Genomic DNA, 23,622 nt, shown 5'->3' with positions numbered 1-23,622 from the left:
ATGGCGGACAGTTTCGGACCGATGCGGGGCGCGGGCGTCGACCACGGGATCGACGACGGGGCCGCCGGCATGGGCCCGGACGCGGACGCGGGCTCCGCACGCAAGGAGCCGATCAGGGTGCTGGTCGTGGACGACCACGCCCTCTTCCGCCGCGGCCTGGAGATCGTGCTCGCGGCCGAGGAGGACATCCAGGTCGTCGGGGAGGCCGGGGACGGCGCCGAGGCCGTGGAGAAGGCCGCCGACCTGCTGCCGGACATCGTCCTGATGGATGTGCGGATGCCCAAGCGCGGCGGGATCGAGGCCTGCACCTCCATCAAGGAGGTGGCCCCCAGTGCCAAGATCATCATGCTGACGATCAGCGACGAGGAGGCCGACCTCTACGACGCGATCAAGGCGGGCGCCACCGGTTATCTCCTCAAGGAGATCTCGACGGACGAGGTGGCCACCGCCATTCGCGCGGTGGCCGACGGACAGTCCCAGATCAGTCCGTCCATGGCGTCGAAACTGCTCACCGAGTTCAAGTCGATGATCCAGCGGACCGACGAACGCCGACTGGTGCCCGCGCCACGGCTCACGGATCGCGAGCTCGAGGTCCTCAAGCTCGTCGCCACGGGAATGAACAACCGGGACATCGCCAAGGAACTGTTCATTTCCGAGAACACCGTCAAGAACCACGTGCGCAACATCCTGGAGAAACTCCAGCTGCACTCCAGGATGGAAGCCGTGGTGTACGCGATGCGGGAGAAGATTCTCGAGATCCGCTGAGCCGGTCGGCCGGTCGGTCGGCTCAGCCGAGCAGGCGGGCCAGCTCCCTCGTGAGCGGCTCGCGCAGCTCCGGCGCCTCGACCCGCTCCACACGCACGTCCGTGCAGTCCACCCAGCTCGCGGCCTCGACCAGGGCCTGGGCCACCGCCGGGGCGGCCTTGGGGCCGTCCAGCCGGACCTGCCTGGCGACCAGGGTGCGCCCCTCGCGTGCCGGGTCCACCCGGCCGACGAGCCGGCCCCCGGCCAGCACCGGCATCGCGAAGTAGCCGTGGACCCGCTTCTGCTTGGGTACGTAGGCCTCCAGGCGGTGGGTGAAGCCGAAGATCCGTTCCGTGCGCGCCCGCTCCCAGATCAGCGAGTCGAAGGGCGAGAGCAGCGTCGTGCGATGACGGCCGCGCGGGGGCGTCGCCAGGGCCGCGGGGTCCGCCCAGGCGGGCCGCCCCCAGCCCTCCACCGTGACGGGCACCAGGCCCGAGTCGGCGATCACGGCGTCGACCTGCTCGGCCTTGAGACGGTGGTAGTCCGCGATGTCCGCGCGCGTGCCGACGCCCAGGGACTGACCGGCCAGCCGGACCAGGCGGCGCAGGCACTCGGTGTCGTCCAGGTCGTCGTGCAGCAGCGCGGCCGGGACCGCCCGCTCGGCCAGGTCGTACACCCGCTTCCAGCCGCGGCGTTCGACGCACACGACCTCGCCGTACATGAGCGCGCGCTCGACGGCGACCTTCGTGCCCGACCAGTCCCACCACTCGCTGGTCCTCTTCGCGCCGCCCAGGTCCGTCGCGGTGAGGGGGCCCTCGGTGCGGAGCTGCTTGACGACCTGTTCGTAGGTGCCGTCGGGAAGCTGGTGGTTCCAGTGCGGGCGGTTGCGATAGGCGCGGCGGCGGAAGGCGAAGTGGGGCCACTCCTCGATGGGGAGGACACAGGCGGCGTGGGACCAGTACTCGAAGGCGTGCGTGTCCTGCCAGTAGGCGGCCTCGATCGTCTGGCGGCCCACCGCGCCCAGGCGCGCGTACGGAACGAGTTCGTGGGAGCGGGCGAGGACCGAGATGGTGTCGAGCTGCACCGCGCCCAGGTGGCGCAGGACACCGCGGACGCCCCCGCGGCGGTCTGGGGCGCCGAGGAAGCCCTGTGCGCGAAGGGCGAGGCGGCGGGCCTCGTCCGCGGACAGTTCCGTGGCGGGGAGCGGGAGGGTCGTCATACGTCCGCACGATAAGGGGTGGGTCTGACAGTGGGCCCGGGCCGCGGCTCCGGCTGTCGCGGCTAGGGGGCCGGCAAATACGGGGCCGTGGACGGCAGGGAGAGGTCCGAGGGGAGGAGGGAGCCGATCCAGCAGTCGCGGCGCACGCCCTTGTTGTTGATCGCGGAGCGCAACGTGCCCTCCATGGTGAAGCCCGCGCGTTGGGCCACCGCGCGGGAGGCCGTGTTGCCGACCTCGGCGCGCCACTCCACTCGGTCGATCGCCCGCTCGGTGAAGGACCAGCGGGAGGCGGCGACGGCGGCCTCCGTGACGTACCCCCGGCCGCGGTGCTCCTTGGTGCCCCAGAACCCGATCTCGCCGACGCCCAGGGAGATCATCGTGACGCCGAGCATGCCCACCAGGTCCCCGGCGGGGAGGAAGAGACCGAAGGTGAACATCGAGTCGTTGGCCCAGCCGTCCGGGACCATCTGCTCGGTGAAGCCCCGCGCGTGCTCCGGGAGGTAGGGCGAGGGGATCGTCGTCCAGCGCTGGATGTCGGGATCCTGTACGGCGGCGTACACGGCCTCGGTGTCCTGGGGGCCGACCGTGCGCAGGACGAGACGGTCGGTGGTGAGCGTGACGGGGTCCATCGGCCGATTCTGCGCGGTGTCCGGTGGCGAACGCCATCTTTTTGCCGTGCGTGAACAAGCAGTCACTTTTCGTGCAATTCGCCGGGGGGTGCGGCACCATCCGCGAGGCCCGGACGTTGAAACGGGTGACAGCAGACAGGGAAGCTGGATGTAAGGAGTGGACGGTCCTCGTTACGGCAGCCTCCCGGGGCGGCGGGGTCCTCGCATACGATGGCCGTTGCTCAGTCCGTCACAGGAAACCGACCGTCCCAGGCCCGACCGGCAAGGAGACCAACCCCCGTGTCCGTCCTCTCGAAGATCATGCGTGCAGGCGAAGGCAAGATCCTGCGCAAGCTGCACCGCATCGCGGACCAGGTCAACTCCATCGAAGAGGACTTCGTCGACCTCTCCGACGCCGAGCTGAGGGCCCTCACCGATGAGTACAGGCAGCGCTACGCCGACGGTGAGAGCCTGGACGACCTGCTGCCCGAAGCCTTCGCCACCGTCCGTGAGGCCGCCAAGCGCGTCCTGGGCCAGCGGCATTACGACGTGCAGGTGGCGGGCGGCGCGGCCCTGCACATGGGCTACGTGGCCGAGATGAAGACCGGTGAGGGCAAGACCCTCGTCAGTACGCTGCCCGCCTATCTCAACGCCCTGTCCGGCGAGGGCGTGCACATCGTCACGGTCAACGACTACCTGGCCGAGCGCGACTCCGAGCTGATGGGCCGCGTCCACAAGTTCCTCGGACTGAGCGTCGGCTGCATTCTCGCCAACCAGACGCCGGCCCAGCGCCGCGAGATGTACGCCTGCGACATCACCTACGGCACGAACAACGAGTTCGGCTTCGACTACCTGCGCGACAACATGGCGTGGTCCAAGGACGAACTCGTCCAGCGCGGCCACAACTTCGCCATCGTCGACGAGGTCGACTCCATCCTCGTCGACGAGGCCCGTACGCCGCTGATCATCTCCGGCCCGGCCGACCAGGCCACCAAGTGGTACGGCGACTTCGCCAAGCTGGTCACCCGCCTGAAGAAGGGCGAGGCCGGCAACACCCTCAAGGGCATCGAGGAGACCGGCGACTACGAGGTCGACGAGAAGAAGCGCACCGTCGCCATCCACGAGCCGGGCGTCGCCAAGGTCGAGGACTGGCTGGGCATCGACAACCTCTACGAGTCGGTGAACACCCCGCTGGTCGGCTACCTGAACAACGCCATCAAGGCCAAGGAACTGTTCAAGAAGGACAAGGACTACGTCGTCCTCGACGGCGAGGTCATGATCGTCGACGAGCACACCGGCCGTATCCTCGCCGGCCGCCGTTACAACGAGGGCATGCACCAGGCGATCGAGGCGAAGGAAGGGGTGGACATCAAGGACGAGAACCAGACCCTCGCCACGATCACCCTCCAGAACTTCTTCCGCCTCTACAAGCGCCACGACCACAACGACAAGGAACAGCCCGGTCTGTCCGGCATGACCGGTACGGCGATGACCGAGGCCGCCGAGTTCCACCAGATCTACAAGCTCGGCGTGGTGCCCATCCCGACCAACCGGCCGATGGTGCGCAATGACCAGTCGGACCTGATCTACCGCACCGAGGTCGCCAAGTTCGAGGCGGTCGTCGACGACATCGAGGAGAAGCACCGCAAGGGGCAGCCGATCCTCGTCGGCACCACCTCGGTCGAGAAGTCCGAGTACCTCTCGCAGCAGCTCAGCAAGCGCGGCGTCCAGCACGAGGTGCTGAACGCCAAGCAGCACGACCGGGAGGCGACGATCGTCGCCCAGGCGGGCCGCAAGGGCTCCGTGACGGTGGCCACGAACATGGCCGGCCGTGGTACGGACATCAAGCTCGGCGGCAACCCCGAGGACCTCGCCGAGGCGGAGCTGCGCCAGCGCGGCCTCGACCCCGAGGAGCACATCGAGGAGTGGGCCGCGGCCCTGCCCGCCGCGCTGGAGCGCGCCGAGCAGGCGGTCAAGGCGGAGTTCGAGGAGGTCAAGGACCTCGGCGGCCTCTACGTCCTGGGCACCGAGCGGCACGAGTCGCGGCGCATCGACAACCAGCTGCGCGGTCGTTCCGGACGTCAGGGCGACCCCGGCGAGTCCCGTTTCTACCTCTCCCTGGGCGACGACCTGATGCGGCTGTTCAAGGCCCAGATGGTCGAGCGCGTGATGTCGATGGCCAACGTCCCCGACGACGTGCCGATCGAGAACAAGATGGTCACGCGCGCCATCGCCTCCGCCCAGTCGCAGGTCGAGACGCAGAACTTCGAGACGCGTAAGAACGTCCTGAAGTACGACGAGGTCCTCAACCGCCAGCGCGAGGTCATCTACGGCGAGCGCCGCCGTGTTCTGGAGGGCGAGGACCTCCAGGAGCAGATCCAGCACTTCACGAACGACACGATCGACGCGTACGTGCAGGCCGAGACCGCCGAGGGCTTCCCGGAGGACTGGGACCTCGACCGGCTGTGGGGTGCCTTCAAGCAGCTCTACCCGGTGAAGGTCACCGTCGAGGAGCTGGAGGAGGCGGCGGGCGACCGGGCCGGGCTGACCGCCGACTACATCGCGGAGTCCATCAAGGACGACGTCCAGGAGCAGTACGAGGCGCGTGAGGAGCAGCTCGGCTCCGAGATCATGCGTGAGCTGGAGCGCCGGGTCGTCCTGTCGGTCCTGGACCGCAAGTGGCGCGAGCACCTCTACGAGATGGACTATCTCCAGGAGGGCATCGGCCTGCGCGCGATGGCGCAGAAGGACCCGCTGGTCGAGTACCAGCGCGAGGGCTTCGACATGTTCCAGGCCATGATGGAGGGCATCAAGGAGGAGTCCGTCGGCTACCTGTTCAACCTGGAGGTACAGGTCGAGCAGCAGGTCGAGGAGGTTCCGGTCGAGGACGCGGCGCCGTCGCTCGACAAGGGTCCGCAGGACGCCGTCCCCGCCCAGGCGGGCGCCCGTCCGGAGATCCGCGCCAAGGGACTCGACGCCCCGCAGCGCCGGGACCTGCACTTCTCCGCGCCGACCGTGGACGGCGAGGGTGGTGTCGTCGAGGGCGAGTTCACCGACGGCGAGTCCGCGCAGGCCCAGTCCGACGGGCTCACGCGCGCGGAGCGCCGCAAGCAGGCCAAGGGCGGACGCCGCCGCAAGAAGTGACGCTGCGGTGCCTGCGGGCGCCGTAGCGGGGAAGGGCCGGTCACCCGCGGGTGACCGGCCCTTCGCCGTCGGGTTCAGTCGTCGTCCGTGTGCGGCCTGCGGGGGCCGCCCAGTTCCACCGCCGTGCAGCGCCAGCGCAGGTCCCTGCCCTGCTCCAAGCGGAAGGCCATGGCACGCAGCCGGTCGCCCGCGCCGATGCGGGCGAAGACCTCGAGGGCGCCCGGACGGGGCTCGAAGTAGCCGATGTCCCGTACGACGGGGAGGGTACCGCGGGTGCGCAGGGGGCCGCGCTCGGCGAGGTGGGCCAGGTCGTCGTAGGCGCGGCCGACGGTGTGGCGGAGCATCGAGTGAACGGGGCGCCGGCCGCTGAGCACGCCGAGGAGAAGCTCGGCGAACCGGTCGGTGGGGCGCAGTTGCGGGACGGGGCGGCGAGGGGTCTGGGCGGGGACGAGAGGCGCCGCGGCGGGCCGGGCGGACCGATGGACCGCCGGCGCCGTCGGGCCCGTGGTGGGAGCCGTGGCGGCGTTCGCGGCGGGGGCCGGGCCGGAGCCGGCGAAGGGGCCCGGGACGAGGGCCGTGACGGAGGTGCCCGCCGACGTGAGTGCGCCCGTCCTGGCGCCCCGGCCCGGACCGGCCGTGGGCGGGCGGGTGTCCGCCGGTCGCGTACGGGCCCGCTGGGACCGGCCCGGGGAGCCCGGCGGACGCCCACCGGACGCCACTGCTCGCGCACCCGGCCTGCGCGGCGGCACACCACCGGGGCCGCGGGGCGGGGCGTCGGTGGGGGTGGTGGTCGTCGGAGCGAGGCCGTGCCGGCGGGGTGCCGGGAGGTCGTCGGGGCTGCGGAGCCCGCCGGGTGTGCGGGGCGGGGCGTCGCCGGGCTCGCGGGACTGGACACCTCCGGGCTCGCGGGACGGGGCGTCGTCGCGCCCGTGGGGCGGGGGCGGAGTGAGGGGGGTGGCGGGTGGGCGGGGTTGGGTCCTGGTCATGACCTTGCGCATGGGAGTCCCCGTTCGGCGGCCCGGGTGATACCGGGCAGTAACTTCATGGTCGGGGATCTTGTACGGGGCGCAGGGGTGGCAAGGCAAGGAGGACGACGGTCGGGTCGTGGGGGTCGGGAGGTTCACCTATCAGAGTGACCGGGATGCTCGGAAAGCCCGGGATGGAGCGGGTGGGCCGGGTGAATTTCCGGCCCGGGGTGGACGCGTCGGGCGCCCTGGGTGGGGACTCGAAAGGGGACACCCGCACGTATCCTGAAGGCTCTCCCGCCGGGGCCGCCGAGCGCTCCGGCGGCGTCCCCGACCAAGAAAGCGGCAGACTCATGCGCGTCTACGTCCCCCTGACCCTGCCCGCCCTCGCCGAGGCGCACAGGACGGGAGAGCTGGGGACCGGGCCGCTCGTCGCCCACGCCGTCACACCGGCGCTGCGCGAGTGGTACCTCTCGGACGACATCGAGGAGCTGGAGTACGCCGCCCTGAACCGGGCCGCGCTCGCCTCGCTGCGGCTGCTGGCGGCCGACACCGCCCCGGCGCGGCGCCGGGTCGTGGTCGCCGCCGACGTACCCGACGGCGCTGCCGCGGCCGACCCGGACCGGGGGCTCGATCCGGCGGCGCTGAGCGAGGTGCGTCTCGCCGGGCCCCTGCCGTTGGCCAAGGCGGCCTCGGTGCACGTCGACGCGGCCGACGCGGAGGCGGACGTGACGGCCGCGGCCGAGGCCCTCGCGGCGGCGGACGGCGGGGACGACGACGCCCAGTTCGTCGTGGACGGCGCGGAGGACCACGAGCTGCTGTGGTACGCCACGCAGGAGATCCCCAACCTGGTGGGACCCGGTCACTGACCGGTCCCCGACACCGTGGCGCCCTGATTGTCAGTGGCGGCGGGTACGTTTTCGGGCATGGGGATGCAGACGGGCGCACACATCGTGTGGGACTGGAACGGCACGCTGTTCCACGACAACGACGCGATCATCGGCGCGACGAACGCGGCGTTCGCGGAGCTGGGGCTGACGCCGATCACGCTGGAGCAGTACCGGGCGCTGTACTGCGTGCCGGTGCCGAAGTTCTACGAGCGGCTGATGGGGCGGCTGCCCACCGACGCCGAGTGGGAGGTCATGGACGCGACCTTCCAGCGCCACTACACCGAGCAGCGGGGGCGCTGCCGGCTCGCCGAGGGCGCCACGGAGCTGCTCACCGGGTGGCGCTCGGCGGGGCGCAGCCAGTCGATCCTCAGCATGTACGGCCACGACGAGCTGGTGCCGCTGGTCAAGGGCCTCGGGATCGAGGCGTACTTCATACGCGTCGACGGGCGGACGGGCCCGTCCGGCGGCAGCAAGGCCGAGCACATGGTCCGGCATCTCGCGGAGCTGGCACTGTCCGGGGTGGAGCCCACTCGTACGGTGGTCATCGGGGACGCCGCAGACGACGCGGTGGCGGCGCGGCACGTCGGAGCGGGAGCGGTGCTGTACACCGGGGGGTCGCACAGCCGGGTCAGCCTCGAGGGGGTCGGGGTGCCCGTGGTGGACACGTTGGGGGAGGCCGTGGAGCTGGCGGAGAGACTCGCGGGGTGAAGGCGCCGCGGGCCGTGCCCGTCGGCCCCGTCCCAGCTGTGCGGAACGTCCAAGTTGCGGGCCCGGTTTTGTACACATGCGGCTCGTGACGGGGGGCCCGGGCGGGGCGATAGCCTTGTGGCGTGATCAGCGCGATAGTTCGCGGGGGCACTGTTGCCCCTGCCCCGCGCCCGGCACACACGGACCACATCCGTGTCCGGGCGGCGGTAGCTGATCCTCGCGGGCGGGACGGGGCATCCAAGGCCCCCGGTACGGCGCCGCGCACTCCCCGGACGGTGACGACGAGAGCGATGTCACACCCGGCGGGAGCGGCGACATTGGCTGATATGCCCCCGCTCTTCTCACCTTGCGGCATAGCGTCGGAGCAGACCGGACACCCCGTGTCCCGACGTCATGCCGGAAGGCAGGAGACCGTACTTCCTTCTACGTCACGCAACGGCGCGCGACAGGAGTCAGAGGACAATGCAGACCAAGCTGGACGAAGCCAGGGCCGAGCTGCTCGAAAGGGCCGCGCGGGTAGCTGAGAACAGCCCGGTCGGGGGGCACCTACCGACCGGGACGACGGGCGAGGGAACTCCGGGCACCCCGGACGCCCCGGACGGCGCCCCGGACTACGCCTCCGTGTTCGCGTTCCTCCAGCGCTACTACCGGCACACCGCCCCGGAGGACCTGGCCGACCGCGACCCGGTCGACGTCTTCGGAGCCGCCGTCTCGCACTACCGGCTGGCCGAGAGCCGCCCGCAGGGCACGGCGAACGTCCGGGTGCACACCCCGACGGTCGAGGAGAACGGCTGGACGTGCAGCCACTCCGTCGTCGAGGTGGTCACCGACGACATGCCCTTCCTCGTCGACTCCGTGACCAACGAGCTGACCCGCCAGGGCCGCGGCATCCACGTCGTCGTCCACCCGCAGATCGTGGTGCGGCGCGACATCGCCGGCAAGCTCGTCGAGGTGCTCACCGGTCCGCCCACCGCCGACCTCCCGCACGACGCGCACGTCGAGTCCTGGATCCACGTCGAGATCGACCGCGAGACCGACCGCGGTGACCTGAAGCAGATCACCGCCGACCTGCTGCGCGTCCTCAACGACGTCCGCGAGACCGTCGAGGACTGGGGCAAGATGAGGGACGCGGCCGTCCGCATCGCCGAGCAGCTGCCCGCCGAGGCCACCCCCGACGACCTCCCCGCGCGGGAGCTGGAGGAGGCCCGCGAGCTGCTGCGCTGGCTGGCCGACGACCACTTCACCTTCCTCGGCTACCGCGAGTACCAGCTGCGCGAGGACGACTCCCTCGCCGCCGTCGCCGGCACCGGCCTCGGCATCCTGCGCTCCGACCCGCACCACGACACCGACGAGAGCCACCCCGTCAGCCCCTCCTTCGAGCGGCTCCCCGCCGACGCCCGGGCCAAGGCCAGGGAACACCGGCTGCTGGTGCTGACCAAGGCGAACAGCCGGGCCACCGTGCACCGGCCCTCCTACCTCGACTACGTCGGCGTCAAGAAGTTCGACGGGAACGGCAACGTCGTCGGCGAGCGGCGCTTCCTCGGCCTGTTCTCCTCCGCCGCCTACACCGAGTCCGTGCGCCGGGTGCCGGTCGTGCGGCGCAAGGTGGAGGAGGTGCTGGCGCGGGCCGGGTTCTCGCCCAACAGCCACGACGGACGTGACCTCCTCCAGATCCTGGAGACGTACCCGCGCGACGAGATGTTCCAGACGCCGGTCGAGGAGCTGGAGCCGATCGTCACCTCCGTGCTCTACCTCCAGGAGCGGCGCCGGCTGCGCCTCTACCTGCGCCAGGACGAGTACGGCCGCTACTACTCGGCTCTCGTCTACCTCCCCCGCGACCGCTACACCACCGGTGTCCGGCTGCGGATCGTCGACATCCTCAAGGAGGAGCTCGGCGGCATCAGCGTCGACTTCACCGCCTGGAACACCGAGTCGATCCTGTCCCGGCTGCACTTCGTGGTCCGCGTCCCGCAGGGCACCGAGCTGCCGCAGCTGTCCGACGCCGACCGGGAGCGCATCGAGGCCCGCCTCGTCGAGGCCGCCCGCTCCTGGGCCGACGGATTCGGCGAGGCGCTGACCGCCGAGGTCGGCGAGGAACGTGCCGCGGAGCTGCTGCGCCACTACGCCGGTGCCTTCCCCGAGGGCTACAAGGCCGACCACGGCCCGCGCTCCGCGGTCGCCGACCTCGGCCACCTGGAGCGGCTCGACGAGGAGAAGACCTTCGCGCTGAGCCTGTACGAGCCGGTCGGCGCCGCGCCCGAGGAACGGCGTTTCAAGATCTACCAGAAGGGCGGCCAGGTCTCCCTGTCGGCCGTGCTGCCGGTGCTCAGCCGGCTCGGCGTCGAGGTCACCGACGAGCGGCCCTACGAGCTGCGCTGCGTGGACCGCACGACGGCCTGGATCTACGACTTCGGCCTGCGCATGCCCAAGGCGGTGGCCGGCGGCGCCGACTACCTCGGCGACGACGCCCGCGAGCGCGTCCAGGACGCCTTCGCCGCCACCTGGACCGGCAAGGCGGAGAACGACGGCTTCAACGCCCTCGTGCTCAGCGCCGGTCTGACCTGGCGCGAGGCCATGGTGCTGCGCGCGTACGCCAAGTACCTGCGGCAGGCCGGCTCGACGTTCAGCCAGGACTACATGGAGGACACCCTCCGCAACAACGTCCACACCACGCGCCTGCTCGTCAACCTGTTCGAGGCGCGGATGGCGCCGGAGCGGCAGCGCGCCGGCCGCGAGATCGTCGACGCCCTGCTCGAAGAGGTCGACGCGGCCCTCGACCAGGTCGCGAGCCTCGACGAGGACCGGATCCTGCGGTCCTTCCTCACCGTCATCAAGGCGACGCTGCGGACCAACTTCTTCCAGGAGGCGAGCGGCGGCGCGCCGCACGACTACGTCTCCATGAAGTTCGACCCGCAGGCTATCCCCGACCTGCCCGCACCGCGCCCCGCGTTCGAGATCTGGGTGTATTCGCCGCGCGTCGAGGGCGTGCACCTGCGCTTCGGCAAGGTCGCGCGCGGTGGTCTGCGCTGGTCGGACCGCCGGGAGGACTTCCGTACCGAGATCCTCGGCCTGGTCAAGGCGCAGATGGTGAAGAACACCGTCATCGTGCCGGTCGGCGCCAAGGGCGGCTTCGTCGCCAAGCAGCTGCCCGACCCGAGCGCCGACCGCGACGCGTGGCTGGCGGAGGGCATCGCCAGCTACAAGACGTTCATCTCGGCGCTGCTCGACATCACCGACAACATGGTGGCCGGCGAGGTCGTGCACCCGGCGGACGTCGTCCGGCACGACGAGGACGACACCTACCTCGTCGTCGCCGCCGACAAGGGCACCGCGAAGTTCTCGGACATCGCCAACGAGGTCGCCGAGTCCTACAACTTCTGGCTCGGCGACGCCTTCGCCTCCGGCGGCAGCGCGGGCTACGACCACAAGGGCATGGGCATCACCGCCCGCGGCGCCTGGGAGTCCGTCAAGCGGCACTTCCGGGAGCTGGGCGTGGACACCCAGACCCAGGACTTCACCGTCGTCGGCATCGGCGACATGTCCGGTGACGTCTTCGGCAACGGCATGCTGCTCAGCGAGCACATCCGCCTGGTCGCCGCCTTCGACCACCGGCACATCTTCGTCGACCCGGTCCCGGACGCGGCCACCTCGTACGCCGAGCGTCGCCGGCTGTTCGAGCTGCCGCGCTCCTCGTGGGAGGACTACAACACCGAGCTGCTCTCGGCGGGCGGCGGAATCTTCCCGCGCACGGCCAAGTCGATCCCGGTCAACGCGCACGTCCGCGAGGCCCTCGGCATCGACTCGGGCATCACCAAGATGACCCCGGCCGAGCTGATGAAGGCGATCCTCAGCTCCCCGGTCGACCTGCTGTGGAACGGCGGCATCGGTACGTACGTCAAGGCGTCCACCGAGTCCAACGCCGACGTCGGCGACAAGGGCAACGACGCCATCCGCGTCGACGGCAAGGACCTGCGGGTCCAGGTCGTCGGAGAGGGCGGCAACCTCGGCCTGACCCAGCTGGGCCGGATCGAGTTCGCGCTCCAGGGCGGCAGGATCAACACCGACGCCATCGACAACAGCGCGGGCGTGGACACCTCCGACCACGAGGTGAACATCAAGATCCTGCTCAACGGTCTCGTCAGGGACGGCGACATGACCGTCAAGCAGCGCAACAAGCTGCTCGCCCAGATGACCGACGAGGTCGGCGCGCTCGTCCTGCGCAACAACTACGCGCAGAACACGGCGATCGCCAACGCGCTGGCGCAGTCCAAGGACATGCTCCACGCCCAGCAGCGCTTCATGCGGCACCTGGTCAGGGAGGGCCACCTCAACCGGGCCCTGGAGTTCCTGCCCACGGACCGCCAGATCCGCGAACGGCTCGGCACCGGACACGGCCTGACCGGACCGGAGACGGCCGTGCTGCTGGCGTACACGAAGATCACGGTCGCCGAGGAGCTGCTGCACACCTCGCTGCCCGACGACCCGTACCTCAAGGGCCTGCTGCACGCCTACTTCCCCACGGCGCTGCGCGAGCAGTTCCTCGAGCAGGTCGACAGCCACCCGCTGCGCCGCGAGATCACGACGACCGTCCTGGTCAACGACACGGTCAACACGGGCGGTACGACGTATCTGCACCGGATGCGCGAGGAGACCGGCGCCTCGCTCGAGGAGATCGTGCGGGCGCAGACCGCGGCCCGGGCGATCTTCCGCTCCTCCCCGGTGTGGGACGCGGTGGAGGCTGTGGACACCAAGGTCGAGGCCGCGGTGCAGACCCGTATCCGGCTGCACTCGCGCCGGCTGGTCGAGCGCGGCACGCGCTGGCTGCTCAACAACCGGCCGCAGCCGCTGGAGCTGGCCGAGACGGTGGAGTTCTTCTCCGAGCGGGTGGAGCAGGTCTGGTCGCAGTTGCCGAAGCTGCTGCGCGGCGCGGACGCGGAGTGGTACCAGCACATCTACGACGAGCTGACCGCCGCCGGAGTCCCGGACGAGCCGGCCACGCGGGTGGCGGGGTTCTCCTCGGCCTTCCCGACGCTGGACATCGTGTCGGTGGCCGACCGCATGGGCAGGGAGCCGCTGGACGTCGCCGAGGTGTACTACGACCTCGCCGACCGGCTCGGCGTCACCCAGCTGATGGACCGCATCAGCGACCTGCCCCGCACCGACCGCTGGCAGTCGATGGCCCGCGCGGCGATCCGCGAGGACCTGTACGCGGCGCACGCCTCGCTCACCGCCGACGTCCTGGCGGCGGGCAACGGCACGTCGACGCCCGAGCAGCGGTTCAAGGCGTGGGAGCAGAAGAACGCCGCGATCCTCGGCCGGGCCCGTACCACGCTGGAGGAGATCCGGGGCTCGGACGCGTTCGACCTGTCCAACCTCTCGGTGGCGATGCGGACGATGCGGACGCTGCTGCGCACGCACTCGTGACGGTGTAGCCGTGTGAGGCGCCCCGGGCCGCGCGTCGGCCCGGGGCGCCTTCGTGTCTGGCGCGCCTTCGGGTCTGGGGTCCGTTTAGTTCGTTTCGTTCGTTTCGTTCGCTTATGGTGGCCGGGTGACCGGGCGTTCCGCCATGACGCGCACCGCGCTGCCGCTGACGGGGGCCGCCCTCGTCCTGATCCTGCTGGTCCTCGTGGCCGTCCGGCTGCCGTGGATCGGTGACCTCGGCATCCACGCGGCCACCGTCGAACGTCTGCGGCACGGTCTCCTCGACCCCGGCGATCCGCTGGTCGACGCGGACACACCGAGCCCCTACTACTCGCCCTGGACGGTGCTGCTCGGGTGCCTCGCGAAGGCGACCGGGCTCTCCGCCTTCGGTGTGCTGCGGGTCGGCGCGCTGGTGGCCCTCGCGGTCCTGGTCGCGGGGGTCTGGCGGTACGTCCGCACCCTGAGCGCGCGTCCGGCGGCGCCGCCGCTCGCGCTGCTGTGCCTGGTGCTGCTGTGGGGCACGACGCAGTTCAGCTGGAGCGGGTTCCTCGGGCTGCACTCCCTCGCGTTGACGGTGGCGTACCCGAGTGTGTTCGCCCTCGGCCTCGCCTTTCATCTGTGGGCATGGCTGGCGCGGGCGGTGCGTGGGGCGGACGCCGGGTGGGGGATCTGGCTGGGGTGCGGGGTGGTGTGGGCGGTGATCCTGCTGGTCCATCAGTTCTCGGGGGTGGTCGCGTCGTTGGGCGCCCTCGCCGTCGTGTTCTCGGCGCGGGCCGGGTGGGGGGTGTGGGGGCGGTTCGGCGCGGGGGCGGCGCTGGGGGTGGTGGTGCTGTGGGCCTGGCCGTACTACGACTTCTTCGCGCTGCTCGGCGCCGGGGACGGGATGGACGCGGTGCACCGGTCGCTGTACCGGGACCTGTTCGGGCGGTACTGGCTGGTGCTGGTGGGGGTGGCGGCGCTGGTGGTGCGGTGGCGGCGTGACCGGCGGGACGTGCTGGTGGTGTTCTTCGTGCTGGGGCTGGTGGTGTTCGCGGCGGGCGGGGTGAGCGGGCACTGGTCGTGGGGGCGGGTGCTGCCGGCCGCGCTGATTCCGGCGCAGCTCGCGGTGGCGCTGGAGGGTGTGGAGGTGGTGGAGTCCGGGCGGCGGGCGGTGCGGGCCGGCTGGGCGGTGGTGCTGGGGGTGGCGCTGGTGGTGGGGGCGTGGGGGCAGGCGGGGGTGGTGGGGTACGTGGTGGGGCGGGGGGTGTTGCCGGGGTGGGTCGCGGAGAAGTACCGGGAGCCGTGGGAGGGGTACGGCTGGATCACGCGGTGGGTCGGGTACGGGGATGTGGTGATGGCGCGGGAGTTTCCGGCGCGGCAGATTCCGGCGTACGGGGCGTACACGGTGGCTCCTGGGTACACCGACTTCTTTCTGCGGGACGAGGAGGAGCGGGTGGCGGCGGTGGGGGTGTACTTCTCGGCGGGGGTGGCGGGGAGTGTGCGGCGGGGGATTGAGCGGGAGTACGGGGTGCGGTGGGTGGTGGGGCGGGGGGTGGGGGACGGGCTTCGGGGGGATGAGGGGTTGCGGGTGGTGGGGCGGGGGCCGGGTGGGGTGGTGTTGTACGCGGTGGTGGGGTGAGTGGGGGTTCTGTTTCGGGTGCCGTTGGTGACTGGGGTGACCGGGGTCGGTGCTGGGCGGGGGTGGGTGCGCAGCCCGGCGGTGCGGGGTGCCGCTGCGCCCACCCGTGCCGCCCCAGCGGCACGACTGCCCGCAGCTGGGTGGGTGGGGGCGCGGCTGCCCGCAGCTGAGTGAGTGGGGGTTGCGGCTGCTCGCGGCTGGGTGGGTGGGGTTGCGGCTGCCCGCGGCTGAGTGGGTGGGGGCGCGCTGTCCGCGGCTGCGGCGGTATGCGGCTGTTCGCAGCTGGGGTTGCTTTGTCAGTGGAGGATGTTGGCCGCCAAGCGGGTTGCTCTGCGGGATCGGGGGGTGGAGAGGTGGCGGGCGGTGGGGGCGATGAGGGTGGCCGTGGTGCCGATCGGCTGCCAGTGGATCTGGAGGCGGCCCGGGTTGTGGCCCTCCGGGCGCAGCGTGACCCGGTGCGGGGTGAGGCCGGCGCGGTAGGGGACGCGGGCCGTGAGGGGTGGGAAGGCCAGGGGCGCCAGGAGGATGCCGGTGTGGGTCCGGCCCTGGTGGCGCAGTCGGAGTACGGGATGGCGTGCCCCCGCGAAGCCCTGGAGCGGGAGACGGGCCGCCGCCAGGTCCAGGCGCACGCGGCCCTCGAAGAGGCCGGGGCCGACGGGTGAGAGGCGGAAGGGCACCGTGAGCCGTCGGCGGCCGGGGGAGAGGTGGAGTACCGCGCGCTGGGGGCCGACCGGGAGGCGCAGGGCGGGGTCGTAGGTGCGGACGGTGAGGTCGATCGAGGCGCCCGGGCCCCGCGAGATCTCCGTGATCTCATGCCGGAGCAGGGCGGTGAAGAACGGGCGGGTGTCCAGTTCCAGGTCCGTCAGGTCCAGCTCGCGACGGGCCTCGGGGGACCTGGGGATGCTCTCGCCCCAGTACACGCGGCCACTTCCCTCGTCCGGCGTCACCCGGCGCGGCGCCACGTCGTGGCCGAGGCCCCGGGCCGCCACGCGCAGGTCGGACAGGCGCCGGTCGCGCAGCAGTTGGAGGACGACCCGTTCGGAGCGGGGCAGCCGGGCGTAGGCGCCCTGGGCGAGGGTGTCGAGGTACGGGGTCATGAGGTCCGCGAAGGAGGCCAGCCACGCGTCGTCCCGGTAGGGGAGGTCACCGGCGTACATCCGGAAGTCGTGCTTGAGGAACTTGAAGTCCTTGTCCTCGCGCAGCGCCTCGTGCCCGCTCTCGGCCAGGAACGCGTCGATGAGGCGCTGGACGTGGACGCGGTCGCGGGCGTTGGTCAGCTTGTGCCGCTGGTTGGAGATGGAGGCGCTCTCGGAGGCGGCGTACGGCGCGATGTACCAGCGGTAGACCGGCTCGGGGACGACCGTGAACGTCTTGGCCAGGCAGTACGCCTGGGCCGAGAAGAGCTGGTCCTCGTAGTGGATGCCCTCGGGGAAGCGCAGGCCGTGCCGGTCCAGGAAGGAGCGGGCGTACATCTTGCTGGTCGACAGGTGCTCGAAGAGCAGCCGCGGGTCGGCCTCGATGCCGTCGAGGGTGCGGCGCTCGCGGAGCAGGTGGGGCATCCAGGTGGTGCGGCGTCCGCCGTCCACGCGTATCCGGTGCACGGCGCCCATCGCGAAGTCGAGGTCGCGTTCGCGGTGGGCGGCGAGCAGGACCTCGACGGCGCGCTCGGGGAGTTCGTCGTCGCTGTCCAGGAACATCAGGTACGGCGCCCGCGCGATCTCCAGGGCGCGGTTGCGCGGGGCGCTGCACCCGCCGCTGTTCTCCGGCAGCCGGAGGTACACCACGCGGGGGTCCCGGGCCGCCAGCTCACGGGCCACGTCCTCGGTGGCGTCCGTGGAGTGGTCGTCGCTGATGACGACCTCGATGTTCGCGTGGGTCTGGCGCAGTACGGAGGCGACCGCGCGCGGGAGGCGTTCGGCGTCGTTGTAGACGATGACCGTGACGGTGACGTCCGGGGTGCTCGCGGGCGTGGTCGTACGCGTCGTGCTCGTGCTCGTGGACGGACCCGTGACTGTGTTCATGACGCGGTGGCCTCCTCGGGGCTCGGCGCCGGGGTGCGGTCCTCGATCGGCAGGACCGGGGGCAGGGTCCGCTCGTCCTCGCCGAGGAAGACCCGGCGTACGACGCGTTCGGCGGCGCGGCCGTCGTCGTACTCGCAGAACCGGCGCCGGAAGGCGGTCCGTGCCTTCGCCGCGCGTGCGTCGCGCCAGGCGTCGGTGGTGAGGATCTCCGTGAGTTCCGCCTGGTTGCGGGCGACCGGGCCGGGGGCCTCGGCCATCAGGTCGAAGTAGACGCCGCGGGTGGTGCGGTACGTCTCCCAGTCGTCGGCGTGGACGACGATCGGGCGGTCGAGGTTGGCGTAGTCGAACATGATCGACGAGTAGTCCGTGACCAGCGCGTCGGCGGCCAGGCACAGCTCCTCGACGGGCTCGTAGGAGGAGACGTCGACGAGGCGGCCGGTGCGGCGCAGGCCCGCCAGCGGGGCGGACGGGGCGGACGCGCTCTCGTAGAAGTAGTGCGCACGCACCAGGAGAACCGTTTCCTCGCCGAGCTGGTCGGCGAGGGCGGCGAGGTCGAGGCGCGGGGTCCAGCCGGCCTCGTAGTCGCGGTGGGTGGGCGCGTAGAGGATCGCCCGGCGGCCGGGTGCGATGCCGAGCCGCTCGCGGACCGCGCGGACCTCGGCGGCGCCCGCGGTGTAGTAGACGTCGTTGCGCGGATAGCCGTGGTCCAGGCAGACGTGGCGGGACGGGTAGGCCCGCTGCCACATACGGGTGGTGTGGCCGTTGGCGGAGACGCTGTAGTCCCACTTGTCGACGCGCTCCAGCAGGGCCTGGAAGTCCAGGCCGTGCGCGGCCGCGGGGTACGGCAGCTGGTCCACGCCCATGCGTTTGAGCGGGGTGCCGTGGTGGGTCTGGAGGTGGACGGTGCCGGGGCGTTTGACCACCGCGTCCGGGAAGTTGACGTTGTTGACGAGGTACTTGGCGCGCGCCAGCACCTCCCAGTAGCGGCGGGTGCCGGGGACGACGTGGTCGGTGCCCGGCGGCAGCAGGGCCGCGTTCGCGGCGGTGACCACCCACACCGGGTGGACGCTCGGGGCGAGTTCGGCGAGCTTGGCGGCGATCGCGGCCGGGTTGCAGGCCACGCCGCGGTTCCAGTACGCCGAGAAGACCGCGAGGTGCGGGTCGACCGGACGGGCCAGGGCCCCGCGGTACTGGAGGGTCCGCAGCCGCGTGCCGGCCCGGCGTCTGCCGGTGCGCACGGCCGACCGCACCCCGCGACGGGCGTGGTTGGCCGCCTGGAGTGCCCGGTACTTCGAGTAGGCGCCCTCCTCCAGCAGCGACCGGCGTACGCCCTCGAGACCGGCCGTGCGCCGGTGCCCCTCGGGGCGGTGGCGCCGCGCGGTCGCGGACGCCCGGCGGAAGAACTCCCGCGCCACGTCGTCCGGCATCCCGGCGCGGGCGAAGGTGCGCAGGCAGTCGCGGACCATCAGGTCGTACAGGACGGCGCGTACGGCCGGCCGGTCGGCGGCGAGGCCGAGGAGCGTCTCGTAGCGGTCGACCAGCGCGTACCGCTGCTCCGGCGTGGGCGGCGGGAGGCTCTCGGGGCGCAGCCGGCGGTCCTCGTACGCGGGGTGGGGCAGGCAGGCGAGGCGGTCGGCGAGCAGCAGGGTGACGTACGCGGCGAACGGCTCGTCCTCGGTGGTGAGGAGGCGCTCGTGCGCCCGCCAGAAGCCGGCGCGCACGACGCGGTTGCCGAGCAGCGGGGTGAGTCCGAGCAGCGCCGCGCGCTCGTCGAGGGCGAGGTCGGCGCGGCCCGCGCGGGCGAGGCGGGGGCCGTCGGGGGAGGGCAGACCCGAGGCCCGCCAGGAGCTGCGGACGTGGTCGAAGAGCAGGACGTCCACCGTGTCGGGGAGGCCGGCGGCGTGCTGGGCGACGGTGCGGGGGGCGCCGGGGGGCAGCCCGTCCTTGGCGTGGACGAAGTGCAGCCACCGGCCCCTCGCCGTGGCCGCCCCCGCCGAGCGGGCCGCGGCGTCACCGGCCCCGTCCGGGAGCGGCAGCACGGTGAACGCTGGGGTGTGCCGCTCGGCCGTCTCCCGCGCCCAGTCCCCGACGGCCGCGACGACCACCTCGACGCCGGTGAGGGGGTGGGCGTCGAGGGAGTCGAGGAGTGCGGGCAGCTGGTCCTGGACGTTGCGGCCGTGGACGACGACGCTGAGGTCGGGGGTCTCGGACATGGCGGGGACTCCTTCGCCTTCGTCGCTCCCGGGGCACTCCTGTGGGTCGCCGGCTATTCGGTCATCGTGACACTAATCGGGCAAAAGGGTTAATCGTGAGTACGCCTCCCGGGGGAGGGAGGCGCTCGGACGGCCGCCTCAGGGGGCGCTCAGACGACCGCCTCAGGGGGCGCTCAGACGGCCGCCTGCGCCTTGGGGGCGGGCTTGGGTGCGGTCTTGGGCGCCGCCTTGGGCGTTGTCTTGGGTTTCGCCGCCTTGTCCGGGCCGCCGGTGAACTTCTCGTACTCCTTCAGGACCTCCTCCGTCGCCCCGTCCATCCGCAGCTCGCCGCGCTCCAGCCACAGCACCCGGTCGCAGGTGTCGCGGATGGACTTGTTGCTGTGGCTGACCAGGAACACCGTGCCGGCGTGCGCCCGCAGCTCGCGGATGCGTTCCTCGGAGCGCTTCTGGAAGGAGCGGTCGCCGGTGGCCAGGGCCTCGTCGACGAGGAGGACGTCGTGGTCCTTGGCGGCGGCGATGGAGAAGCGCAGGCGGGCGGCCATGCCGGAGGAGTACGTGCGCATCGGCAGGGTGATGAAGTCGCCCTTGTCGTTGATCCCGGAGAAGTCGACGATCTCCTGGTACCGGTCCTTGATCTGGGTGCGGGACATCCCCATCGCCAGGCCGCCGAGGTACACGTTGCGCTCGCCGCTGAGGTCGTTCATCAGGGCCGCGTTGACGCCGAGCAGGGAGGGCTGGCCGTCGGTGTAGATGCAGCCGTTCTCCACCGGGAGCAGGCCGGCGACCGCCTTGAGCAGCGTCGACTTGCCCGAACCGTTGGTGCCGATCAGTCCGATCGCCTCGCCCCGGTACGCCACGAAGGACACGTTCTTCACGGCGTGCACCCGGCGCACGCCCGCCGCCTTCTCGCTCTTCTCGCGGCGCAGGATGCGGTTGAGGGCGGCGGTCGCGGAGCCGCGGCCGGCGCCGGTGCCGTTGACCCGGTAGACGATGTCCACGCCGTCGACGACGACGGTGGGGACGCGCTCGTCCGTCCGCGTGCCCGTCTGCGTGCCCGCCTGCTTGTCTGCCTGCTTGTCTGTGCTGTTGTTGTCAGCCACGACCGTAGGTCTCCTCGGCCTTCCAGAAGTAGATGAAGCCGCCGATCCCGGCGACCACTGCCCAGCCCGCCGCGAGCGCCCACACGTGGGGCGGCAGCTGGCTTGCGTCGAAGGTGTCGATCAGCGCGAAGCGCATCAGGTCGATGTAGACGACGGCGGGGTTGACCTGGAGCAGCGGGCCGACCCAGGACGGCAGGTCGCTGTCCGGGCCGGTCATGCGCTGGATGCTGAACATGACGCCCGAGCCGTACATCCAGGTGCGCAGCAGGAACGGCATCAGCTGGGCCATGTCGGGGATCTTGGAACCCACCCGGGCCATGACCATGGCCACACCCGCGTTGAACACGAACTGGAGCACCAGCGCGGGGACCGCCAGCATCCACGACATCGAGGGCGGCACGCCGAAGGCGAGCAGGATCACGACGAGCGCCGCCATCGAGAAGATCAGCTGCTGGAGCTGCTGGAGGCAGAAGGAGACCGGCAGCGCCGCCCGCGGGAAGTGCAGGGCGCGGACGAGTCCGAGGTTCCCGGAGATGGCCCGGGTGCCCGCCATGATCGAGCTCTGCGTGAACGTCCACACGAACACGCCGGTGACCAGGAACGGGACGAAGTCCTCCACGCCCCGGCTGGTGTTCATCAGCATGCCGAAGATGAAGTAGTACACCGCCGCGTTGAGCAGGGGCGTCATCACCTGCCAGACCTGGCCCAGCTTGGCCTGGCTGTACTGGGCGGTGAGCTTGGCGGTGGAGAAGGCGCCGATGAAGTGCCGGCGCGCCCACAGCTGACGGACGTACTGGGGCAGGGAGGGGCGGGCGCCGCTGACCGACAGACCGTGGCGGGCGGCGAGGGCCGCGAGGTCGGGGCCGGCGGTGGGGGCGGTCGCGGCCGATGCCGGTGTCGGGGGCGGTGTGTCGAGGACCTGGCTCACATCCGGTGCTTTCGCTCGGGGGAGGGGGCGAGAGGGCGACGCCCGTCGTTCACCTGGGTGACCGCGTGTGTTCACTTACGTCGGGACGGGACCGTATCGTCGTAACGTGAGCGTAGGTCGTGGCGACGTCGGAACGCAACCGTTTCGTCGTTACGCCCTATGCTTGACCCGCATGACGACCAACGCCGCTGCCTCCGACGAGCCGCCGCCGCGCCCGCGTCGCCGGGCCCCCGCCGGGGCGGCGGTGCTCCGCGAGGACGTGACGCAGGCCATCAGGGCGGCGGTCTTCGAGGAGCTCGCGGGGGTCGGATACGCGCGGATGTCCATCGAGGGCATCGCGCGCCGGGCGGGCGTCGGCAAGACCGCCGTCTACCGGCGCTGGCGCTCCAAGCTGCACCTGGTCCTGGACGTCGTCTCGGCCCTCGCCGTGCAGGGGCTGCCCGCGCCCGACACCGGCTCCCTGGAGGGCGACCTGCGGCTGCTGTACGAGGTGACGTCGCGCGCCCTGCGCCACCCGGTGGCCTCGCAGGTCATCCCCGACCTCCAGGCGGAGGCGGCCCGCAATCCCGACATCGCCGAGGCGCTTCAGAAGACCCTGCGGGAGGGTCAGGACGGCGTCGCCAGCAGGATCCTCGCGGCGGCGACGGAACGCGGCGAACTGGGCCCCGCCCTCGACCCCGACCTGGCCCTCGACCTGATCTCGGGCCCGCTGTACTGGCGCTCGGTGGTCATCCGCAGCCCGAAGCTGCCGAAGGGGTACCTGCGCTCGCTGGCACGGGCCACGGCGGAGGGCCTGAAGGCGCTCTGAGCCGGGGCCGACTGTCAGTGGGGCCTGTCACGATGCCCCCATGAAACTGACGAACCCGGTGGACGCAGGGGAACCCACGGCGACCGTGCGGGAGTTCTGGGCCCGCATGCAGGCCCGCGACTGGGCGGGGCTCGGCGCGCTCCTCGCCGACGACCTGGTGGTGGAGTGGCCGGTCAGCGCCGAGCGCATCGTGGGCCGCGCGGACTTCGTGAGCGTCAACGCGGAGTATCCGGAGGGCTGGTCGATCGAAGTGATACGCGTCGTGGCCGACGGCGAGACCGTCGTCTCCGAGGTGGAGGTCCCGCACGAGACGATGGGCGTCCACCGGGTCGTCTCCCTCTGGACGGTCCGCGCCGGAAGGATCACCGACGGCCGGGAGTACTGGACGCAACCGGGTTCGGACCCGTCGCCGCAGTGGCGGGCGGCATTCGTACGACCGCTCTAGGCGACGCGTCCGCCTCACCAGGCGGCGAGCCGGACCACCTGCGCCGCGATGTCCGGCACCGCCCGTCCGTCCGTCGGCACCCGCACCGTGCCCACGGGAGCGTCTTCCGCCAGCCGCCGCCCCATGCGCAGACTGCGCTCGATGTGTACGCCGAGCTGCGACCCGGTCTCCCGCACGGCGAGTCGCTGCCGCACCGTCGCCTCGTCGGCGGTCAGCAGCACACAGGTGGCCCTGACCTCGACCCCGCCCATGGCCCGCCCGATCATCGGCGCCTCCAGGATGCTCACGGTGTTGGTGTAGATCAGGCGACGCTGTCCGAGCGCCGAGTAGTTCGCCCACACCGCGGCGATGTTCCGCTCGGTGATCGCCGTGCGGTGCGGGTCGCCCTCGGGGGCGGGATGTATCTGGTCCATGCCGTCCCCCTCGATCAGGCAGTGCGCGGTCCCGGCAGCCCGCAGCAGTGCCGACACTTCCCATCCGACGGTGCTCTTGCCGACGCCCGAGCCGCCGCCGATGAGTAACAGGTCGTAGGTGTTGGCCTCGTGGTTGTCCATGCCCGCAGTCTGAGCCGTAGCCAAGGCCGCGTGCGGGTAAAAGCGTCTTCTCTCGCCACCTCGGGCCGGAACCGCCGGCACACGATCGGGCCGCGACGACCGCCCGGACCGAAGAAGCGGCCAAGGTCAGCCGACACCCGCAGGTCCACCTCGGCGGCCCACCGCCTTTACGGGCGCTGGGCCGCTTCACGGGCGGTGGGCCGCTTCACGGGTGCTGGGCCGACTCCACCGTCGCA

General features: G+C 71.6%; 16 protein-coding genes. 8 read left to right on the top strand and 8 right to left on the bottom strand.

Features of this window, described 5'->3' with window-relative positions:
- Entirely contained in the window at nucleotides 1-765 is a 765-nt protein-coding gene (locus ACGH7X_RS15590; RefSeq protein WP_399885767.1) for a response regulator, read from the top strand.
- 22 nt (nucleotides 766-787) lie between these two features.
- Here ACGH7X_RS15590 and ACGH7X_RS15585 read toward each other — a convergent pair whose 3' ends face one another.
- Nucleotides 788-1,963, bottom strand: coding sequence for a winged helix-turn-helix domain-containing protein (locus ACGH7X_RS15585; RefSeq protein ID WP_399885765.1), 1,176 nt, complete (start codon nucleotides 1,961-1,963; stop codon nucleotides 788-790).
- Between the two features lie 62 nt (nucleotides 1,964-2,025).
- The gene (locus tag ACGH7X_RS15580) at nucleotides 2,026-2,592 is read right to left on the bottom strand and encodes a GNAT family N-acetyltransferase (RefSeq protein ID WP_399885763.1); all 567 of its coding nucleotides are present in this window, start codon (nucleotides 2,590-2,592) and stop codon (nucleotides 2,026-2,028) included.
- A gap of 279 nt (nucleotides 2,593-2,871) precedes the next feature.
- Between ACGH7X_RS15580 and secA the strand changes: the two genes are divergently transcribed.
- Nucleotides 2,872-5,715 (top strand): preprotein translocase subunit SecA, encoded by a 2,844-nt coding sequence (secA, locus tag ACGH7X_RS15575; RefSeq protein WP_399885761.1) that lies wholly within the window; start codon nucleotides 2,872-2,874, stop codon nucleotides 5,713-5,715.
- A 74-nt stretch (nucleotides 5,716-5,789) separates the two neighbouring features.
- Here secA and ACGH7X_RS15570 read toward each other — a convergent pair whose 3' ends face one another.
- A complete protein-coding gene (locus ACGH7X_RS15570; RefSeq protein ID WP_399885759.1) occupies nucleotides 5,790-6,701 on the bottom strand; it encodes an Rv3235 family protein in 912 nt (303 codons plus the stop codon).
- A gap of 332 nt (nucleotides 6,702-7,033) precedes the next feature.
- Between ACGH7X_RS15570 and ACGH7X_RS15565 the strand changes: the two genes are divergently transcribed.
- From ACGH7X_RS15565 to ACGH7X_RS15550, 4 genes are all read left to right on the top strand, one after another.
- The gene (locus ACGH7X_RS15565; RefSeq protein WP_399885757.1) at nucleotides 7,034-7,549 is read left to right on the top strand and encodes a DUF6912 family protein; all 516 of its coding nucleotides are present in this window, start codon (nucleotides 7,034-7,036) and stop codon (nucleotides 7,547-7,549) included.
- A gap of 57 nt (nucleotides 7,550-7,606) precedes the next feature.
- A complete protein-coding gene (locus ACGH7X_RS15560) occupies nucleotides 7,607-8,278 on the top strand; it encodes an HAD family hydrolase (RefSeq protein WP_399885755.1) in 672 nt (223 codons plus the stop codon).
- Between the two features lie 462 nt (nucleotides 8,279-8,740).
- A complete protein-coding gene (locus ACGH7X_RS15555; RefSeq protein ID WP_399885754.1) occupies nucleotides 8,741-13,702 on the top strand; it encodes an NAD-glutamate dehydrogenase in 4,962 nt (1,653 codons plus the stop codon).
- Between the two features lie 142 nt (nucleotides 13,703-13,844).
- Nucleotides 13,845-15,317, top strand: coding sequence for a hypothetical protein (locus ACGH7X_RS15550; protein ID WP_399897034.1), 1,473 nt, complete (start codon nucleotides 13,845-13,847; stop codon nucleotides 15,315-15,317).
- Nucleotides 15,318-15,613: 296 nt separating this feature from the next.
- On the opposite strand, the gene ACGH7X_RS15545 is transcribed toward ACGH7X_RS15550, so the two are convergent.
- The 4 genes from ACGH7X_RS15545 to ACGH7X_RS15530 form a co-directional block, all read right to left on the bottom strand.
- Nucleotides 15,614-17,338, bottom strand: a complete 1,725-nt coding sequence (locus ACGH7X_RS15545) for a glycosyltransferase family 2 protein (RefSeq protein ID WP_399885752.1) — start codon at nucleotides 17,336-17,338, stop codon at nucleotides 15,614-15,616.
- The gene (locus tag ACGH7X_RS15540; RefSeq protein ID WP_399885750.1) at nucleotides 17,335-19,551 is read right to left on the bottom strand and encodes a CDP-glycerol glycerophosphotransferase family protein; all 2,217 of its coding nucleotides are present in this window, start codon (nucleotides 19,549-19,551) and stop codon (nucleotides 17,335-17,337) included. Before ACGH7X_RS15540 ends, ACGH7X_RS15545 begins: the two co-directional genes overlap by 4 nt.
- Nucleotides 19,552-19,724: 173 nt before the next feature.
- Nucleotides 19,725-20,651: an ABC transporter ATP-binding protein gene (locus tag ACGH7X_RS15535; RefSeq protein ID WP_399885748.1), complete on the bottom strand. Its 927-nt coding sequence runs from the start codon at nucleotides 20,649-20,651 to the stop codon at nucleotides 19,725-19,727.
- On the bottom strand, nucleotides 20,644-21,579 hold the full coding sequence (locus tag ACGH7X_RS15530) for an ABC transporter permease (RefSeq protein WP_399885746.1): 936 nt from the start codon (nucleotides 21,577-21,579) through the stop codon (nucleotides 20,644-20,646). The genes ACGH7X_RS15535 and ACGH7X_RS15530 overlap by 8 nt, the downstream gene beginning before the upstream one ends.
- A gap of 172 nt (nucleotides 21,580-21,751) precedes the next feature.
- Here ACGH7X_RS15530 and ACGH7X_RS15525 point away from each other — a divergent pair, with 172 nt between their 5' ends.
- A complete protein-coding gene (locus ACGH7X_RS15525) occupies nucleotides 21,752-22,387 on the top strand; it encodes a TetR/AcrR family transcriptional regulator (protein ID WP_399885745.1) in 636 nt (211 codons plus the stop codon).
- Nucleotides 22,388-22,427: 40 nt separating this feature from the next.
- Nucleotides 22,428-22,832 (top strand): nuclear transport factor 2 family protein, encoded by a 405-nt coding sequence (locus tag ACGH7X_RS15520; protein ID WP_399885743.1) that lies wholly within the window; start codon nucleotides 22,428-22,430, stop codon nucleotides 22,830-22,832.
- Nucleotides 22,833-22,846: 14 nt separating this feature from the next.
- Here the strand turns inward: ACGH7X_RS15520 and ACGH7X_RS15515 are convergent, their stop codons facing one another.
- Nucleotides 22,847-23,386, bottom strand: a complete 540-nt coding sequence (locus tag ACGH7X_RS15515) for a hypothetical protein (protein ID WP_399885741.1) — start codon at nucleotides 23,384-23,386, stop codon at nucleotides 22,847-22,849.
- Nucleotides 23,387-23,622: the final 236 nt, after the last annotated feature.

The organism is Streptomyces sp. BBFR51, assembly GCF_044591655.1.
Lineage (GTDB): Bacteria > Actinomycetota > Actinomycetes > Streptomycetales > Streptomycetaceae > Streptomyces.
This window is presented reverse-complemented; position numbering and strand designations above follow the sequence as displayed.

Bases quoted from the DNA above. Each gene is read 5' to 3' on its own strand.
- ACGH7X_RS15590 (WP_399885767.1), top strand. From the start codon at position 1: ATGGCGGACAGTTTCGGACCGATGCGGGGCGCGGGCGTCGACCACGGG.
- ACGH7X_RS15585 (WP_399885765.1), bottom strand. From the start codon at position 1,963: ATGACGACCCTCCCGCTCCCCGCCACGGAACTGTCCGCGGACGAGGCC.
- ACGH7X_RS15580 (WP_399885763.1), bottom strand. From the start codon at position 2,592: ATGGACCCCGTCACGCTCACCACCGACCGTCTCGTCCTGCGCACGGTC.
- ACGH7X_RS15570 (WP_399885759.1), bottom strand. From the start codon at position 6,701: ATGACCAGGACCCAACCCCGCCCACCCGCCACCCCCCTCACTCCGCCC.
- ACGH7X_RS15565 (WP_399885757.1), top strand. From the start codon at position 7,034: ATGCGCGTCTACGTCCCCCTGACCCTGCCCGCCCTCGCCGAGGCGCAC.
- ACGH7X_RS15560 (WP_399885755.1), top strand. From the start codon at position 7,607: ATGGGGATGCAGACGGGCGCACACATCGTGTGGGACTGGAACGGCACG.
- ACGH7X_RS15555 (WP_399885754.1), top strand. From the start codon at position 8,741: ATGCAGACCAAGCTGGACGAAGCCAGGGCCGAGCTGCTCGAAAGGGCC.
- ACGH7X_RS15550 (WP_399897034.1), top strand. From the start codon at position 13,845: ATGACGCGCACCGCGCTGCCGCTGACGGGGGCCGCCCTCGTCCTGATC.
- ACGH7X_RS15545 (WP_399885752.1), bottom strand. From the start codon at position 17,338: ATGAACACAGTCACGGGTCCGTCCACGAGCACGAGCACGACGCGTACG.
- ACGH7X_RS15540 (WP_399885750.1), bottom strand. From the start codon at position 19,551: ATGTCCGAGACCCCCGACCTCAGCGTCGTCGTCCACGGCCGCAACGTC.
- ACGH7X_RS15525 (WP_399885745.1), top strand. From the start codon at position 21,752: ATGACGACCAACGCCGCTGCCTCCGACGAGCCGCCGCCGCGCCCGCGT.
- ACGH7X_RS15520 (WP_399885743.1), top strand. From the start codon at position 22,428: ATGAAACTGACGAACCCGGTGGACGCAGGGGAACCCACGGCGACCGTG.
- ACGH7X_RS15515 (WP_399885741.1), bottom strand. From the start codon at position 23,386: ATGGACAACCACGAGGCCAACACCTACGACCTGTTACTCATCGGCGGC.